Origin of the sequence: Niallia sp. FSL R7-0648 (assembly GCF_038007005.1) — a bacterium.
GTDB lineage: Bacteria > Bacillota > Bacilli > Bacillales > Cytobacillaceae > Niallia > Niallia circulans.
The window spans coordinates 1,158,027-1,175,402 of record NZ_JBBOWE010000001.1 but is presented as its reverse complement, the minus strand read 5'-3'; the positions used below and the strand labels follow the sequence as shown (position 1 = coordinate 1,175,402).

Here is a 17,376-nt window from a genome sequence, read left to right as displayed (position 1 = left end):
CGATCCATCTCCTAAAGGACATTTTCTTACCCCTTTCAATCTTACTGCCAGAATAATACTCCCTTTTGTCGCAATAAATTTAGTCCCTCCACAAAATAATAATCCCCATAAATTAATGGGACGTCTATATTTTTTTGCTCGGGAAAGTGACTTGTTCCGTGTCCTAATAATCCTTCCTCTTCTTTATCTGCATGAGTAGCACAAGTTATATATAAGGTTTTTAATAAAGATGCGCCTGCTTCCTGATAAACCGGCTTTTCAAAGTCGGCTACCAGTGTTCCAAGCAGGAGTAAGCCACAGGCTGCAATGGATCCTGCTGATGAATCAGGATAATGGTATTTGGTTTCGCCATCTTCAGGGATGCGAAAATCCCAAGCAGGACATTCATTAGAACGAAGATTAGAAAGAAAAAAGTGGGAAACTGATTTTGCTGCATGTAAAAATGCGCTATTACTTGTATGTAAGTAGGATAGTGTCAGTCCATACAAAGCCCAGGCAGTTCCCCTTGACCATGCACTATCTGGTGCATAGCCTTGACCACCAAGCTTATTTACTACTTCTCCAGTTTCTGGATTAAAAACAACAATATGATGTACGGAACCATCTGGTCGAATAAAATGTTTCAAGACCGTTTCGGCATGCTTTTCTGCAGCTATTTTAAACCGTGGATCTCCCGTTTCTGCTGTAGCCCAGTATAGCAGTGGAAGGTTCATCATACAATCAATGATTGCGACACCGCGATTATCATCCTTCTTAGACCATGCATTCCATGCACGAATATAATTACCTTGGACATTAAATCTTCCTAATAATAAATTGGCTGCTAATAATCCTCTTCTTCTTGATTCTTTATTGCCCGTAAGTTTATAGTTTGCTAGACTTGTCAACGTCCACATAAATCCCATATCATGATCTAATTTCTCTGAATCTGACAATAAATAATCCAGTTTTTCTTCACACTGTTCTGCTGTTTTTCTAAGTGCTTCCACTTTATTATCTTGATATACTTGCCATAAAACCCCTGGCCAAAAACCAGCCGTCCACCATTCCGGACTTTCTAATACATATCTTTTCTCTATACTGGCATGGGGGAAATTAGCACCAATCGTTTCATTATTCCGTACCGTTTTCTCTATGACAAACCCCCACGCTTCATCCACCCATTGCTCCTTTTTACTCATCTAATCACCCAACTCCTTCCAATAGTTTTCTAATACACACAAAAAAGAAAAGGCTTTCATTTTTTTAAAAATATCCATCCTTTCTTTTTAAAAAGTAACGATATAATCATTATATGGAGTCTATATTCCCTCAACAAGGCATTATTTTTACTACTTTTCCAAATAATTTTACTCGTATTGCCTTCTTAGCTAACTTTCCCGCTTCTATATTCTATTGGTGTTGTACCAGCATATGTTTTAAATAATTTTATAAAATAGCTCTGATTATCATAGCCCAGTCGTTCGCAAATTTTCCCAACCGATTCATCTGTTTGTTCTAACAGTTCCTTTGCACGATTAATTTTCATCCGTGTTACATATTCCACAAATGTTTCTCCTACTTCCTTTTTAAACAATCTACTAAAGTAACTAGGATTTAAGAATAAATAACTAGAAATTTCATCTAATGTGATTTTTCGCTCTAAATTTATCGCAACAAATTTAAAAGCTTCAATAATCTCTTTTCTTTTCGTCTGATCATTCGTTTCATGATAATGAAAGATTTTCTCAAAATAATGCTTAAGCCAGTCCTTTAATTGATACATATACTCCATCAAAAAAATCTCTTGATGTTTGGATTCAAAGCAATATTCTCCCGAAAAGTATTGGAGCGCTTGTAACTTGACATTTAAATCCAATAATAATTTCCAAAACCAATCCTTTACTACCTCAGGTGGAAATTCGTTTTCCATGATATAGATCGTCCATTTATGGATGAAATTACTTATTTGCTCCACCTTTTTATTCAGAACAATCATTCTCATCTCTGTTGCTGCTTCATCATACTTAGCAAATAATTCCTCCGTATTCTTTACAGACTCCTTTAGAGATGACACAGTTCTTGGGAGCATATAAAACAGCTGCTGTCGATTATTTAACAATCTGTTAACTGTGTTTTGATAGTCAAATAAGCTTTCAGATGTTTCACCAATAATGGATGAAATGTGAATATTTAATCCTTTGTCAATCGAAAGCTGAATCATTTTCAACGTTTCTTTTGCATTTGATAAAGCGTTCATCTGGTATCCTAAGTCTCTTGGAAAAAAGATAAAAACCCTATTGGAATGATTAAGAAAGTGAACAGCTAAAGGATTTAGTCTTTCTAATAATTCACCCACAATATTAGAAACTGCAAAATATAGGGTTTCTTCTGGAAATAAATCTAAAGGATGATGATGGATTGATAACAGTGTTACAATATATCCTTTGTCCGCTATTAAGCCAAATTTTTTGCTATCACTTTCCCATTCAGCTTCCTTTTTATAATAGCCATTATTTATTAATCTTTTTATGAATGCAGTCTTTTCTTTTTCGATATTTTTATGAAGAATATGCTGTAATTTTTGTTCTTTTTGTTTATTATTTTGCATGGTGTCGAGTTGTATTTTAAATTTCTGAAGTAATTCATATAGCTCTTCTAGTTCAAATGTATCCTTTACTAAATAATCGCTGACCTGTAATTTAAGTGCTTCTCGGGCATAATTAAATTCTGTATGGCAGGATAACAAAGCAACTTGCAAGCTTCCATTCATCGACTTCAGTTTTCTTGTTAATTCAATTCCATTCATCTTAGGCATGCCAATATCAGAAATTAGCACATCAGGCATTGATTCTGCTGCCTTTTCTAAGGCACTTACTCCATTATCATGGGTACTCATCACTTCAAAGCCAAGGCTTTTCCAGTCAATTGTTTTCGTCAATAGCTCTAATACCGGATAGTCATCATCTACAAGCATCACTTTATACATTCTTTTTTCCACCTTTCATTGGGATTTTCAAAATGACTTTTGTGCCATTTCCAAGTTCGCTTAAAATATCCATATTAAAAGCTGGTCCAAAGGTAATTGATAATCTTTCATAGACATTGGCTAAGCCTAACGACGAGAATCCTTTCACTTGCTGCTTTCTTTGCGGATTCTCCAGTGATGCGGCTTGAAAAGTTTTTTTCTTTAATTGTTCTAAATCCTCTTTGTTCATTCCTAGACCATTATCTTCAATCGTAATGATTAACATCTCATTTACTATCGCTGCATGGATTAAGATTAATCCATCAGACTGATTAAATCCATGAATAATCGAGTTTTCAATAATAGGCTGGAGAATAAACCTTGGAATTTCAAATGAAAAAGCATCTGGATCGACATCCATCTCTAAGGAAACTTTTCGATTTTGTCTCCTATTCATAATGTGCACAAAATCGACTAGAATTTCTATTTCTTCTAAAAATGTGATTATTTCTTTATTCTTATCAATAGTTATGCGCAGTAATTTTGTAAGAGATGTGATCATATTAGCACTTTCTTTGTCTCCTCTTATCATTACCTTCATACGAATGGAATTTAATACATTAAACAAAAAGTGAGGATTTATTTGCGCTTGCAGCATCGCAAATTCTGCTTTTCTTTTCCTAGCTTCCGTTTCCGTTATTTCTTCAATTTTTGTATTAATATGGTCTAGCATCAGATTAATTGATTTACTTAGCCTGCCTATTTCATCCTTCCCTTTAATTTTTGAACGGACAATCAAATTACCTGCCTGAACTTTATCAGCCAGTTCTGCTAAATATTCCAGTGGTTTCGTAATAGTTTTCATTGAATAGGTAAGTAAAAGCAAGAAAAGCATAAATGATAGTACTTGTATAAGAAATACTTTCTGGAATATTCCATTTATTTTATTTATCGATTGTTCATACGGAATAAATGACACTAATCTCCAATTTGAAAAAGATAAAGAACGTTCGGTGACGATATATTCGTTATCTTTCATTTTCAGAACTTCTGATCCATCTCGATTGAATAACTTAGACCGATAGGTGAAAACACTTCCTATTTTCTCGTCATCACTATGCGACAAGATTTTACCAGATGGATTAAGCATCATGACATCGTTATATCCATCCATTTTATTAAATACTTCACTTAGTTTATTTTCCATGATGGTGACAACGACATATCCATAGATTTGGATGCCCTCATCCCTTAAGGTGCGGACAATTGAAATTTGATAAGGATTATTCTTTTTTTCCAATTCAAAAATCGTTGGCTGGGATTCAATCCAAGTAGATTCATATCCAACCGCTTCTTCGATGTCTTCATACCACTTTTCTTTAAATAAATCTCTTGGATCAAATTCAGCGATATTATAGTTTGTGAAGTATTTCCCATTTTTCAATAATATGGTGACATAGGATTTCTCTCCTACTAGTGTGATATTCTCAATGGTACGGTTTATTTCATTTTCCAATAGATATTGATCATAGCCATCCTTGTCAGCAGCACTTTTCGCTAATCCTTTTAATACCGTATTCATTTTCGGATCAAGCTGCACGAAGTTAGCAACATAAAGCATATCGCTAAATAGCTTTTCTATATATTCACTTGTAATATTCAGCTCTCTATTCGCATTAGAAAGTGCCTGTTCCTTCACTGTATTTTTTGTCATATAATTATAAATTAAAAGCGAGATAACTGCTGGAATAACCAAGCTGATGATAGAAATTAAAAGGACCTTATAACGAAAAGAACGGGGAGTCCACATATTTTTTAACCAAATAAGCAATATGTTTCCTCCCCTCATCTTGTTTTTTATTTATTGCTATCGATTAATTCTTGTACTCTTTCATTTGTCACCTTTATTGTTTCATCGATATCTTGTTCATCAAAAATTAATTTTTCATATTCTTCATTCACTACTTTGTAAATTTCAGCCTGATAAGATACTGGTGATACTAGTTTAGAAGATTTCGCATTTGAAAGAACATTCGTTAAAGATTCTTTGTCCACCTTTTCTGGGTTTAGCGTATCAGCCAATATATTGTCAATTATTTCTCCAAATTGATCATTACTTACATTATTCCAAGATGGAATATTTTTTCCTTGTAAAATTTGTCCTTCCGTTGTATACCAACGAATAAATTTATAGGCTTCTTCTTTATGTTCTGAGTTATTGGCGACTGCCATAAAGTCAGTAGTTACCGGAGTATATCCTCCTTCTGCGTCACTCGTGTTCTTTGGATAAGGAGCAACTGCGACGTTAAACTCCAATGGGAATTGGTCCTTTCCCCCCAATTCTGTATTCATCCAGCTGCCAATTAGTACTGTACTAGCATCCTGGTTAAAAAATTGATTTCGATAATGAAGTTTTTGAGACATGATATCGGTATACGGGACAGCTGATTTATCGACTTTTTCCATTTGATAGCGTATTTCCAGTGTCTTCTTAAAGAGCGGATTTTCAAGATTGGAGCTGCCATCTTCTTTAATAAATTCTGTATTTTCTGCTTCACTTGCTAATGCTAGTTTCATAAATTCTAACCATCCGCCATTTTGCGGACCAAAGAAAAATGTTCCATAATGATCATCCGTTGTTAATTCTTTCGCATACGTTTGAAATTCATCCCATGTCCAATCTGTCGGAACTTCTAAGCCTGCTTTATCTAAATGGTCTTTATTTAATAAAACATACCATGGATTAAATTTACCTGGTAAAGCATAATATTTATCACCAATTTTGGTATCTACTTTATATTCATCCGTGACTGTGTAGCCCTCTTTTTCAATAAATTCATCAATGGGAGCCACCATTCCCATACTCACACGCTGTGCATAGCTTGCTGTATCACTAAACATTAGTACATCTAGCTGTTCACCAGAAGCAGCAGCTAAATCTAGCTTTTTAATTGCCTCTTGTGTATCTCCCTTTTCACTTAAGATGACTAAATCCACATTTATATCTGGATTTGCCTCTTCAAAAGCTGCAATTGTCTTTTTCCAGTTATAAGATGCTTCATTACCATGAGTGTGGAATTTAATTGTTACTTTTCCATCTTCATTGCCAGAAGCTTTTTCTGATTCTCCACTACTGCATGCTGTCATGACTAAAGTAAGAATGAAAACAAAAATTGATAGCTTCCAAAATTTTCTTTGCATCTGTTTATTCCCCCTACGTATTATATCATGTAAACCCTTACAGGAATAGATTAACAGAAGTTCCCATGTTACCAATAAAAATAATTTTACTTATCCGGCAACAATTTTTACTTTTAATTTTAACACCATAGGAGGAATACAATTTTCTCCTTCGCTCTATTAACTTTGAAACCTCCCTTCCTGTAATTTCGTTATTCTTATTTCAGCCATCTTCGTAAAGATCGGATTAGAGAAATATAAAAGAATAGTAGCGAGTCCACTACCTATAAAAAGCAAACCAGCACCTGAAAATACTACGCCTAAAAAAAGCATCGTAAAGACACCGATGGTCATGGACAACGTATGGAGTGGATGAGTACATGCAAGCAGAAAGGCTACTTTAAAATATTGAAAAAGCTTCAATTCATAATGAACATATACAGGAAACAGATAGAGCAACGTCAATAAGAAAAGAAACACTCCGCCAACTAACATTCCTATTAATCCAACATTTATTGATCCTTTTAGCGACGCGATGATTCTCCAATCGATATAAAGGAACATGATAAAAGCAAACACAACTGCTCCTAATTTATTTGCTTTACCGAATTCTTGCTTAAATGTCTGCCAATACGTGTGCAATACTGGAATATCTGTTTCCTTTTGAAGCCATTTACGAATAATAGTCATCATTGCTACAGTAGAAGGGAAAAGGCCCCCAATAAAGAGGCCCATCGCACTGAAAATAATCCAAAGTAAATTAATATAAGCTAATCTCGTAATCCATTGACAGACATCATAAACCTTTCCAGACCATCCCCCAATTTCTGCTTTCATGAATCAATCCCCCATCTCATCCTATATAACTTAATCTAAATGAAACACTTCCTCCAACTTATGTGACACAGGACTATAATCTTCATTCGTCTCCATAATTGGCGCCATGTACTTCCACCATTTTCTGCATATTGCCGTTTGGGATATCGCATCATATGCCGCCTCGTCCTCTACTTCTAAATAAGCAAATAACACTTGGGATTCATGATGAAGATAAATGGAATAATTGGAAGCGCCATGTTGCTTCAGCGCCTCTTCCATTTCTGGCCAAAGCTCATCATGCCTCTTTTTGTATTCGTTTTCATATCCAGGTTTAATAAACATAATCGATGCTAATCTTTTCATTGTATCTCCTCCTATTTTTCAGAACTAAATTCAAATTCTAGATATACACGAAAATTCCTGCTTAATTTCTTAAGAGAGAGATCAAGTAATAGCACTTCTTCTCCTTTATTAAAATGGTTAACAAATGAATCTCTTTGTATACTTACCTCATAGTAATTGGAATCAAAATAAATATAGATGCAAGATTCTCCTTTGATACTTATTCCACCATCAAATCTTTCAACCGAAACATTGGGCAATATAAAGCGTTCAATGATGGATTTTGGCTCTTCAGAAAACTTAAAAATATCTTCCACGATTAATTTTGGAAACTCTGTTTTAATCCAGGTGAATTTCCGCGAGACATTTAATAGAGATGTATCTCTATAAGCTTTTGTCATATCCAATTCAAACAAATCTCTCTTTCTATCAGAATTGGCAGTGACTAACCGAGCATAACTGGCTTTTCCTGCTTCTTGGTAAGAATGATTGATAATAGGGACGGAATGGCCTTTCGAACTATTACATAAATAAGTGTATCTATTCTCATTAAAATAGTCCTTCGTATATAAGCCACTTCCCAAATCCTGCAGCATAGTTGTCTTATTGGCTTGAAGGATAAAATGTCCGATATCATTATGATTATGCGGCTCATTGTTGCTTCCCCCTTTAGCTGCAAAAGTAAAAGACCCTGCATTTGATTGAACTCTAGAGATTAACCACTGGGAGTCCTCAGAAATAAACGTTCCTTCTTCCCATTTGCTTGGTGATAATGACGAATCAAACCATAATAACGCGCGGATGGCTGGTGCCCATCTGCTGCAATGATCATCTTGATAACGCGCATATAATGAACGTTCTGGAACGATAACATCCTCATACTGCTTTGCTAAGAAATGACTCATCCCTATATGTACTTTTGCTTTGGGCGGTGCATCAGAAAAATTCACTACTAAATCCTCCTCTAAAAACGATCGTTGTTGAAAAAGGGCGATTTGGTGAACTTTTTTCTGCATAAACAAGTTAATCATTCCATCCGATCTCTGGTTTATTAGGTCGGCAAAATAGGAATAAAATCCATATCCATATTGCCAATATAAATATCCTTCCATACATATTCCGTCTTCTGTAAAACCATTTAAATAACTTTCCATTACAGGGAGAACTTTTTCTAAAATAAGCGCAAGTTCTTTGGAATCTTGGATTAAATGGATGGCAGCTGAACCGATAGAACCCCCACAAACAGCAGCCCAATTATGGGTTTCTGTTTCCCATTTGAAATTCCCTTCGAGAAAAGGAATAAACGTACGATTATATACCTCTTCATAAATTCTTTTCCCTATTAATGGATCTAAATATTCTTTTGTCAGTGTATATATTTCACTTAATGCAAAGGCTGTTTCAGCTGAAAATAAGTCAATTGTATAAGTAGAATCTTGTTTTTCTGTAAGTGAATATAACTGACCACAATCAGTTTCTGGACTATTTATAAGATGAGCAGGTAAACACCATGAGAATTCATTACAAATAGACCAAATAATATCTTGTAGGCCTTTACGAAATTCTTCCTTCTCTGGTTCAAGAAGTAACATGATTGCATATGTATTCAATTTTCTTCTTTTCCGAAAATATGCTGTTTCATATTCTATTCGAGTACCTGTTGTTCCATATAACTGAAACAAAGAATACGGCAGTTCTTCATTATTTATTTTTTCTTGTTGAATCTGCTTTAATGTCTCTCTTACTTGTTTTAGAATATCAGCAAAATCAGCATTACGTTGAATGGATTTCCACCATGCTTTTTTGACTTCAACATTTGGAAAAAACAAAGAATAATTCCCATTTAGCTTCTCCAGCAACTCTTCGAAAGTCAATAATAACCCCTCCCTTTAGCCTTTTACTCCCCCTAACGCTATCCCCTCAATTACTTGTTTCTGCCCAATAATAAATACGATTACGAGCGGTAAAATAGCTGAGACTGCTGCAGCCATAATCAAGGAGTAAAATTCGCCATTGATTGTCGTAAACTTCTGCATTGCAAGCTGTATCGTCAATAAATGATCCGAGCGAAGAAAGATTAATGGGTTTTGATAATCATTCCATGTCCAAATAAATCGAAGGATGGCATAGGTGGCTATGGCTGGCTTTACAATCGGAAGAACGACTCGCCAGAAAATCTTCCAGTGTCCAGCTCCATCGATTTTTGCAGCTTCAACAAGCTCATTCGAAACGCCCATAAAAAACTGTCTAAGCATAAAAGTACCAAGCACACTAAAGCTTCCTAATAAGATTAACCCTAAATGACTATCAAATAGCCCGATTTTACGGTAAATAATAAATTGCGGTACTAAAATTGCCTGTGCAGGTACCATGTAAGTAGCTAATACAATTAAAAACAAGAAATTACCTAGCCGAAAATTCACTTTTGAAAAACCATAGGCTGCCAGGGCAGAAACAGTTACCGAAATAGCAGTAGTACATACTGTCACTTTTATGGTATTCCCATAATAAATGTAGAATGGATTTTCCCCAAACCAAACTTCTCTATAATTGTTGAAACCATTCCATCTTTCTGGAATCCACTGTATAGGAAATTTAAAAACGTCTGCTTCTATCTTAAATGATGTAGAAAGCATCCACACAAACGGCAGAAGAAACATAATACTTATCATTAACATGACGACTGTCATTATCGCTTTATTTATTGATAGTGATTTAAGCATCCGCAAACCCTCCTTAATAATTCACCCATTTTTTCTGTCCTAACCATTGAATGAGTGTAATAGCAAAAACAATAAAGAATAAAATAACGGCCATTGCAGAAGCGTGACCTATATCTAAATTAACAAAAGCAGTGTCGTATAGGTTCCATACAATCATGCTTGTAGCGTGCATTGGTCCTCCTTTTGTTAAAACAGATATTAAATCAAATACTTTAAAGGTTGAAATAATACCAGTAATCAACAAGAAAAAAGTAGTCGGTGAAACCATTGGTAGCGTAATGTTCTTAAATTTCACCCATGCGCTTGCTCCATCAATATCAGCGGCTTCATATAGGTCTCGTGGAATGGACTGCAGTGCAGCTAAATAAATGATCATATTAAAACCAATCGAAATCCAAATTTGTATAAACATAATGGAAACTAATGCAAAGCTTGGATCTGCAATCCATTTGGGAGGATTATCAATGCCGAATGACATAAGCACTTGATTAATCGGGCCTAAAGATGGGTGAAACAATACTTGCCATACTACTGCAATTGCCACCACACTTGAGATATACGGCATAAAGAATGCTACTTTAAAATAACTCTTAAAATAAACATTTCGATCGATTGCAATAGCTAGAAACAAAGAAATAATCATACAAATTGGTACCGTTAACATAAAAATAGCATTATTCATTAAAGAGCGTATAAATATCTTATCTTGAAATAAATCAACAAAATTTTGTAATCCTACCCATTTCAATTGCGAAATATTAGTAATAAAACTCCAATCCGCAAGACTTAAAATAAAGGTTGCAACAATTGGCAGTAAGACAAGGATGGAAACACCAATTAACATTGGTGAAACAAACGCAATCCCCGCCCAGTTTTCATTTTTCACATTTTTACTTTGCCGTTTTTTCTTAGCTGGCTTTACTATATCTGAACTCTTAACCTCTGTGCTAGCACTCATGATACTCACCTCTATCATCTTATTTTCTTTCATTATAGTAAAAATGATAGCACTTACATTAACGTTATTTTGCTCTATACAGAGACAATATTTACTTCTTTCATTTGGTTTGTAACAATGGAGGGTGTTATCATGAGGATGAATGAAGGTATAAAGAAAAGGTTGGTTTGTGACAAATTTATAATGGTCGTCTCCTTTGCAGCAAAAAAAGAGGAAAAACCATTCCAGTTGATTTTTTCCTCTTTTCGTCTTTTTCTACTCCGTTACTCGGAATTTCAGTTTTGTTTCAGCATGATATGTTTCTCCTGGCTTTAAAACAACGGATGGAAATTGAGGATGATTGACTGCATCGGGAAGCCCCTGCGTCTCCAAGCATACCCCTAAATACTTTTTAGCTATTACCCCATTGAAACGATATTGATCCTCTAACATATTCCCTGTATAAAGAACGACTGCAGGCTGATTTGTAATTAACGACATTTCCCGTCCACTTTCTCGATCTCGCAAAATAGCAGAATGAGAGCCGTTTTCTGCAAACACAAGTGGATGATCGTATCCATTTCCTACTATTCTATTTTGTTCAAAATCATTGTCCTTTCCTTCTTTCAATGCCTTGCCTTCTGCAAAATCAAATGGAGTGTTATTTGTTGGAATCATTTTTCCGGTCGGAATAAAATCTTCCCTAAGCTCTAGAAAGCGATCGACATCTGCAATCAGCTCATGCTCTAAAATATCTCTTTTGTTATTACCGCTTAAATTAAAATAAGAATGATTAGTTACGGTAACAGGTGTTTCTTTATCCGTTTTCCCGCTATAAGATAAGATTATTTCATTATCATTTGTTAATAGATAATCTACAGTTAAGTCAAAATTACCTGGATATCCTTCTTCTCCGTCTGGACTATGATATGTATAACGGATGCCTATTGCATCATCCTTTTCTACTATTGAAGATGCAAAGACTACTTCACTCCATCCTATATTTCCGCCATGCAAATGATTAGGAGGGGTATTGGTATTCAAGCGGTACTCTTTTCCATTAAGTTCAAATTTTCCTTCTTTAATTCTCCCAGCAACTCTTCCTACAATTGCACCTAAATATGGCCCTTTATTTTCTCGATACTCTTCTAATGTTTCAAAACCAAGCACTACATTTTCCTTGTTTCCTTCTTTATCAGGTACGATTATCTTCGTAATAATGCAGCCATAATTCATACTAGAAAAACTCATTCCGTTATTATTTGTAAAAGTAAATTCCGTTACATCTGCTCCATTTACTTCTCCCATTGATCTTTTGCTGTAATTCATATGAACCTCTCCTCTTTAAGTATATTCTCTACATCTTTCCTATTATTCAAATGAATATCTTTACCCTAAAATCTAAATCTGAAATCGCCTTCATTTCACTTTTCAAAAAAAATTTCATGACATTAGTAGTATCTAATGTAGTTTGTTTAACATATTAACTATTCTATTTATCTATTTTACTTTATTTTATCAAACTTGATAATATCTTTTTTTACTAGGAAGACAGAATTTCACAAAAAAAAGCTGCCAACACCTCTGGTTGTTAACAGCTTTCTACTATTATTAATGGACTCTTACGGCGAATGTTTCATATGGCTTTAACTGTAATTTCGAAAAGTCAGCATGCTGTCGGTGATAGTTGCTAATGATGATATCCTCACTCTCGCCAAACACAGGCATATTTAGACTTCTTTCTTGCGCACTAAAGTTAGCAATTACAATCCATGTCTCTCCTTCAAACTTGCGAGTATAGGCAAAAATTTCTTCTTCTGTATCTTCGATTAATTCGAAATCTCCCCATACAATGATTGGGTTATCCTTTCTTAATTGAATCAAAGATTGATAGCAATAAAAGACAGAATTAGGATCTTCTAAATTATTTTTCACATTTATCTCCGTATAGTTGGGATTTACATGAAGCCAAGGTGTCCCTGTGGTAAAACCGCCATTTTCCGTATCATCCCATTGAAGAGGCGTTCTTGCATTGTCTCGGCCTTTTACATTAATAGAATGAAGAATCTCCTCTTTCGTATATCCTTTTGCTAATCGCTCATGATACATATTAATGCTTTCAATATCATTTACTTGACTAATATCTGTGATCGGGCAATTGGTCATACCGATTTCTTCACCTTGATAGATGTAAGGTGTTCCTTTCATTAAATGCAAGAGAATGGCAAACATTTTTGCACTTTCTACCCGATATTCTTTATCATTCCCCCAACGCGAAACAATCCTTGGTAAATCATGATTATTCCAGAATAAGCTGTTCCAGCCCTCATTTCCAAGCGAAGTCTGCCATTTAGCAAGAATGGTTTTTAATTGATTGATTTCTAATGGCTTGAGATCCCATTTTTGTTTGCCTTCTTGCTTATCTAAACCAATATGCTCAAACTGAAAGACCATCGAAAGCTCTTTTCTAGCTGGATTGGAATATAATTTAGCAATCTCCGGTGTTGCTCCCCATGTTTCTCCTACTGTTAAAACATCATAATTGCCAAACGATTTTTCATTCATTTCTCGGATATAATCATGAAGCTTTGGACCATTTCCAGTAATACCGAGATCAGGTTGTTTTCCTACTAAATCAATCACATCCATTCGGAAGCCGCCGATTCCTTTGTCTAACCAATAGTTCATCATTTTCCAAACTTCTTCTCGGACTTTTTTATTTTCCCAGTTTAAATCTGGTTGTCTTTTACTAAATAAATGTAAGAAATATTGGCCGCTTTCTTCATCATATTCCCAAGCAGAACCACTAAAAGTGGATTTTAAATCATTGGGAGCTTCGCCATTTACTGGGTCACGCCAAATATAATAATCGCGGTATGGATTGTCTTTTCCTTTTTTTGCTTCTATAAACCACTTATGTTCATCGGACGTATGATTGACTACTAAATCCATGACAATTTTAATTCCTTTTTCATTCGCCGCAGCAATTAATTCATCCATGTCTGCCATTGTGCCAAACTCATCCATAATATCTTGATAATCACTAATGTCATAGCCATTATCATCATTTGGTGATTTATATACAGGGCTTAGCCAAATTACATCAATGCCTAGCTTTTGCAAATAATCCAAACGATTAATGATTCCTCTTATATCGCCAATTCCATCCCCATTACTATCTTGAAAGCTTCTTGGATAAATTTGATATACAACCGATGTTTGCCACCATTTCTTTTCCATTTCGTTACCCACTTTCTATTCATTATTCGTCTAAGCGTAAACGTTTACGTTTAACTTAAAAAAAATTTAATGCTTCCAATGTTTTACTGATGCTCTTTCTACTATATTAAATGGAAGCATTTCTGTTTTTACTGCTGCCTTTTGCTGAATTGCCTCAATTATTTTGAAACAGCCCTTCTCTCCCATTAATCGGAATGGCTGCTCAATAGCCGTTAAGGGTGGTACAGCCATTTCCGCAACTCTCGTATTATCGTAACCTATGACGGAAAGGTCCTCTGGTATTTTTATCCCTAATTCATAAGCCGCTGAAATGATGCCAAGTGCTACCTCATCACTTACACAAAATACTGCTGTTATTCCATTCTTTTCAGTACGAAAAGCATAAAGGGCTTCTTTTCCTGCCGTAAAACTATAGTCTCCTGCTTTTATGTCGTTAGCAGAAAAGCTTAATCCATGATCTTTTAATGCTTTTTTATATCCTTCGATTCTTGGAGTCCCAGCTACTCGATCGGAGTAATCAACACCTGCCAAGCCGATTTTTCGATGACCATGATTTATTAGATACTTTGTAGCAGCATAAGCAGCTTCATAATCATCTACTTTTATAAATGGTATTTGTTTATTCGGTGTATCTGTTGACAATAACACATATGGAATACTCAATGATTCAATAGCTTGAATTTGGTCTTCCATTAATGGAATGGATACAATAACAAGCCCATCCACTTTTCTTTCTTCCAGCATCTTCAAGCAATGAATTAAACGATTACCTTTAACTCCTGCATGAGATAAAATAACACTAAAACCTTGTTTTTGTGCCACCTTCTCTATTCCATTAACAATATCTGCATAAAAAATGGTTGATACACTCGGCATTATAATACCAATTAAATTACTAGATTTTTTTACTAAGCTTCTCGCCATTTCATTTCTTCGATAACCTAGTTCTTCTGCGATTTGGAGGATTTTCTTCTTTGTCTCTTCGTTATAACCACCTGCTCCATTTAAAACTCGCGAAACAGTTGCTGTAGACACCTTTGCAGCATTTGCTATATCTTTTATCGTTATCGTCATTTTTTTCATCCTTTACGTAAACGTTTACGTTGCCTTCACTATAACATAAAAATATACTGCTTACAACACCCGAATGATTAAGAAATAGTTAGTTTGATAGCAGGGATTATTCTTTTCTATTATGTAGTCAGTAAAACAGATCGGTAAATTTATGCAAGACAACGCTATCTATATAAAAACTTGATTAATATTTTATTCTCAGATATATCTTCGTGAAAGAACAGTGAAATACACTGAACGAAACTATATAAAATCAACGACAAAACAATAAGGATACGGAAAAGCACAATAAAAAACCACCTCAAGGATGAACTGCACCCCAATTGTTAGACACAAACTAACAGTTGGAGGTGCAGTTTTTATATGTCTAAATTTAATATAGAGGAAAAAATAGAAGCAGTTATTCGTTATCTACAGGGAACGGAGGGGGTAAAATTTATTGCGAAATCCATAGGGGTACATCATACAGTCTTATTAAATTGGATAAAACAATATGAATATCATGGTGCCGATGCTTTAATAAAACCCTATACATCTTATACAACACAGTTTAAACTAGACGTACTGAATTATATGAGAGAGACAGGGACGTCTATAAGGGAAACTGCTGCAATATTTAACATTGCAACACATAGTACCATTCTAAAATGGCAAAAAGGTTTTGAATTACATGGAATTGACGCCCTGAAACCAACACAAAAGGGGCGCCCACCAATGAAAAAGGAAACGAATAAACCTCAACCAGTAGAAGGGTCTGAAGAAGCATTACGAGCTGAAAATGAACGTTTACGGATGGAGAATGCTTACTTAAAAAAGTTACATGCCTTAATTCAAGAAAAGGAAAAACTACAGAACAGGACAAAGCGCAAATAATTTATGAATTAAGGCAAGAATTTAAAGTGATTGATCTAGTAAAGGTCGCTGGTATTGCGCGTAGTACGTATTACTATTGGGTAAAACAAATGGATCGCCCAGATAAATATAAGGAAGTTAAAGAGTTAATTCAGGAGATTTTTGATGAACATCAGGGACGATATGGATATCGTCGGATCACATTAGAATTACATAACCGAGGCATCAAAATAAATCATAAAACAGTCCGCCGTCTTATGAATGAGATGGGATTAAAGTGTCTTGTGCGTATGAAAAAATATCGTTCCTACCGTGGGCAAGTAGGGAAAATAGCCCCAAATATTTTGGAACGTGATTTTAAAGCATCGAAACCAAACGAAAAGTGGGTAACGGATGTAACAGAATTCCATCTACACGGGGAGAAGCTATATTTGTCCCCCGTTCTAGATTTATTCAACGGAGAAATCATCGCTTATAACATAGAAAAGCGTCCTGTTTATCTACTTGTTTCGAAAATGCTGGACAAAGCTTTTGAGCATTTGAAAGAGGGTGACACCCCTATCCTCCATTCGGATCAAGGTTGGCATTATCAAATGAAGAAGTACCAACATGCTTTAAAGAAACATGAGATTACTCAAAGTATGTCACGTAAGGGGAATTGTTTAGATAACGCAGTCATGGAGAATTTCTTTGGCTTATTAAAGTCTGAATTACTCTATTTAAAAGAATTTGAGAGTATGGAGCATTTTAAAGAAGAATTAGAGAATTACATTCACTACTATAACCACAAACGGATTAAGACAAAATTAAAAGGCATGAGTCCGGTGCAATATCGAACTCATGCCCTAGTAGCTGCCTAAATCCCGTGTCTAACTTTTTGGGTTCAGATCAGGAAAGGTGGTCAATGCACTTAGTCTATTATTTACTGCTATTATTTGTTGGAAAATCGCCTTTCTCCCAATTAGTAGGACCTTCATTGCTTGGGATAAATTTGCTCCAATATTCACCAGTCTTTTTATCGAAAATGATAATATTATTCTCATTTGCAGGAACTAATTCATATCTATAATCCTCATTAACATTTTCTACTTTTATAGACTCTTTACCGAATGCAGACAATATGAACAAACCTAATATGGTGAAACCTAATATTATCGCTACCCCAAAAATTATGGATGAACTATTTTTCATTTTTCTACCTCCATACCTAATTTATATACTAAAAATTGTTTCTCATTTTTTTTGAATTCCTTTTTGCCTTA

The 17,376-nt window shown here is 34.9% G+C and carries 14 protein-coding genes; 1 reads left to right on the top strand and 13 read right to left on the bottom strand.

From position 1 onward, the window contains the following. Positions 1-41: 41 nt before the first annotated feature. The 12 genes from NSQ89_RS05505 to NSQ89_RS05450 form a co-directional block, all read right to left on the bottom strand. Complete coding sequence (locus tag NSQ89_RS05505) at positions 42-1,181, bottom strand: glycoside hydrolase family 88 protein (RefSeq protein ID WP_095319879.1); 1,140 nt, start codon at positions 1,179-1,181, stop codon at positions 42-44. Between the two features lie 185 nt (positions 1,182-1,366). Continuing rightward, a complete protein-coding gene (locus NSQ89_RS05500; RefSeq protein WP_341132352.1) occupies positions 1,367-2,968 on the bottom strand; it encodes a response regulator transcription factor in 1,602 nt (533 codons plus the stop codon). After that, the gene (locus NSQ89_RS05495) at positions 2,961-4,778 is read right to left on the bottom strand and encodes a cache domain-containing sensor histidine kinase (RefSeq protein WP_176473241.1); all 1,818 of its coding nucleotides are present in this window, start codon (positions 4,776-4,778) and stop codon (positions 2,961-2,963) included. Before NSQ89_RS05495 ends, NSQ89_RS05500 begins: the two co-directional genes overlap by 8 nt. Before the next feature lie 26 nt (positions 4,779-4,804). After that, positions 4,805-6,148 carry an ABC transporter substrate-binding protein gene (locus NSQ89_RS05490; protein WP_445668957.1) on the bottom strand — a complete coding sequence of 448 codons (1,344 nt, stop codon included), beginning with the start codon at positions 6,146-6,148 and terminating at the stop codon, positions 4,805-4,807. 159 nt (positions 6,149-6,307) lie between these two features. Then, on the bottom strand, positions 6,308-6,964 hold the full coding sequence (locus NSQ89_RS05485) for a YesL family protein (RefSeq protein ID WP_095319876.1): 657 nt from the start codon (positions 6,962-6,964) through the stop codon (positions 6,308-6,310). A gap of 30 nt (positions 6,965-6,994) precedes the next feature. After that, a complete protein-coding gene (rhaM, locus tag NSQ89_RS05480; protein ID WP_047941597.1) occupies positions 6,995-7,309 on the bottom strand; it encodes an L-rhamnose mutarotase in 315 nt (104 codons plus the stop codon). Between the two features lie 11 nt (positions 7,310-7,320). Next, positions 7,321-9,162: a heparinase II/III domain-containing protein gene (locus NSQ89_RS05475; protein ID WP_341132351.1), complete on the bottom strand. Its 1,842-nt coding sequence runs from the start codon at positions 9,160-9,162 to the stop codon at positions 7,321-7,323. Positions 9,163-9,177: 15 nt separating this feature from the next. Next, positions 9,178-10,011 (bottom strand): carbohydrate ABC transporter permease, encoded by an 834-nt coding sequence (locus NSQ89_RS05470; protein WP_341132350.1) that lies wholly within the window; start codon positions 10,009-10,011, stop codon positions 9,178-9,180. 13 nt (positions 10,012-10,024) lie between these two features. After that, positions 10,025-10,969 carry a carbohydrate ABC transporter permease gene (locus NSQ89_RS05465; RefSeq protein ID WP_341132349.1) on the bottom strand — a complete coding sequence of 315 codons (945 nt, stop codon included), beginning with the start codon at positions 10,967-10,969 and terminating at the stop codon, positions 10,025-10,027. A gap of 255 nt (positions 10,970-11,224) precedes the next feature. Beyond that, positions 11,225-12,277: an aldose epimerase family protein gene (locus NSQ89_RS05460; protein ID WP_047941594.1), complete on the bottom strand. Its 1,053-nt coding sequence runs from the start codon at positions 12,275-12,277 to the stop codon at positions 11,225-11,227. 282 nt (positions 12,278-12,559) lie between these two features. Beyond that, complete coding sequence (locus NSQ89_RS05455) at positions 12,560-14,188, bottom strand: glycoside hydrolase family 13 protein (protein WP_095257714.1); 1,629 nt, start codon at positions 14,186-14,188, stop codon at positions 12,560-12,562. A gap of 66 nt (positions 14,189-14,254) precedes the next feature. Further along, entirely contained in the window at positions 14,255-15,262 is a 1,008-nt protein-coding gene (locus NSQ89_RS05450) for a LacI family DNA-binding transcriptional regulator (RefSeq protein WP_341132348.1), read from the bottom strand. Positions 15,263-15,625: 363 nt separating this feature from the next. On the opposite strand from NSQ89_RS05450, the gene NSQ89_RS05445 reads away from it, so the two are divergent. Next, positions 15,626-16,974, top strand: a protein-coding gene (locus NSQ89_RS05445) for an IS3 family transposase (RefSeq protein WP_095259293.1) whose coding sequence is annotated in 2 segments (ribosomal slippage) — positions 15,626-16,082 and positions 16,082-16,974 — 1,350 coding nt in all. Because the reading frame shifts where the segments join, the coding sequence is not laid out codon by codon here. A gap of 58 nt (positions 16,975-17,032) precedes the next feature. Here the strand turns inward: NSQ89_RS05445 and NSQ89_RS05440 are convergent. After that, complete coding sequence (locus NSQ89_RS05440) at positions 17,033-17,305, bottom strand: hypothetical protein (RefSeq protein WP_341132347.1); 273 nt, start codon at positions 17,303-17,305, stop codon at positions 17,033-17,035. Positions 17,306-17,376: the final 71 nt, after the last annotated feature.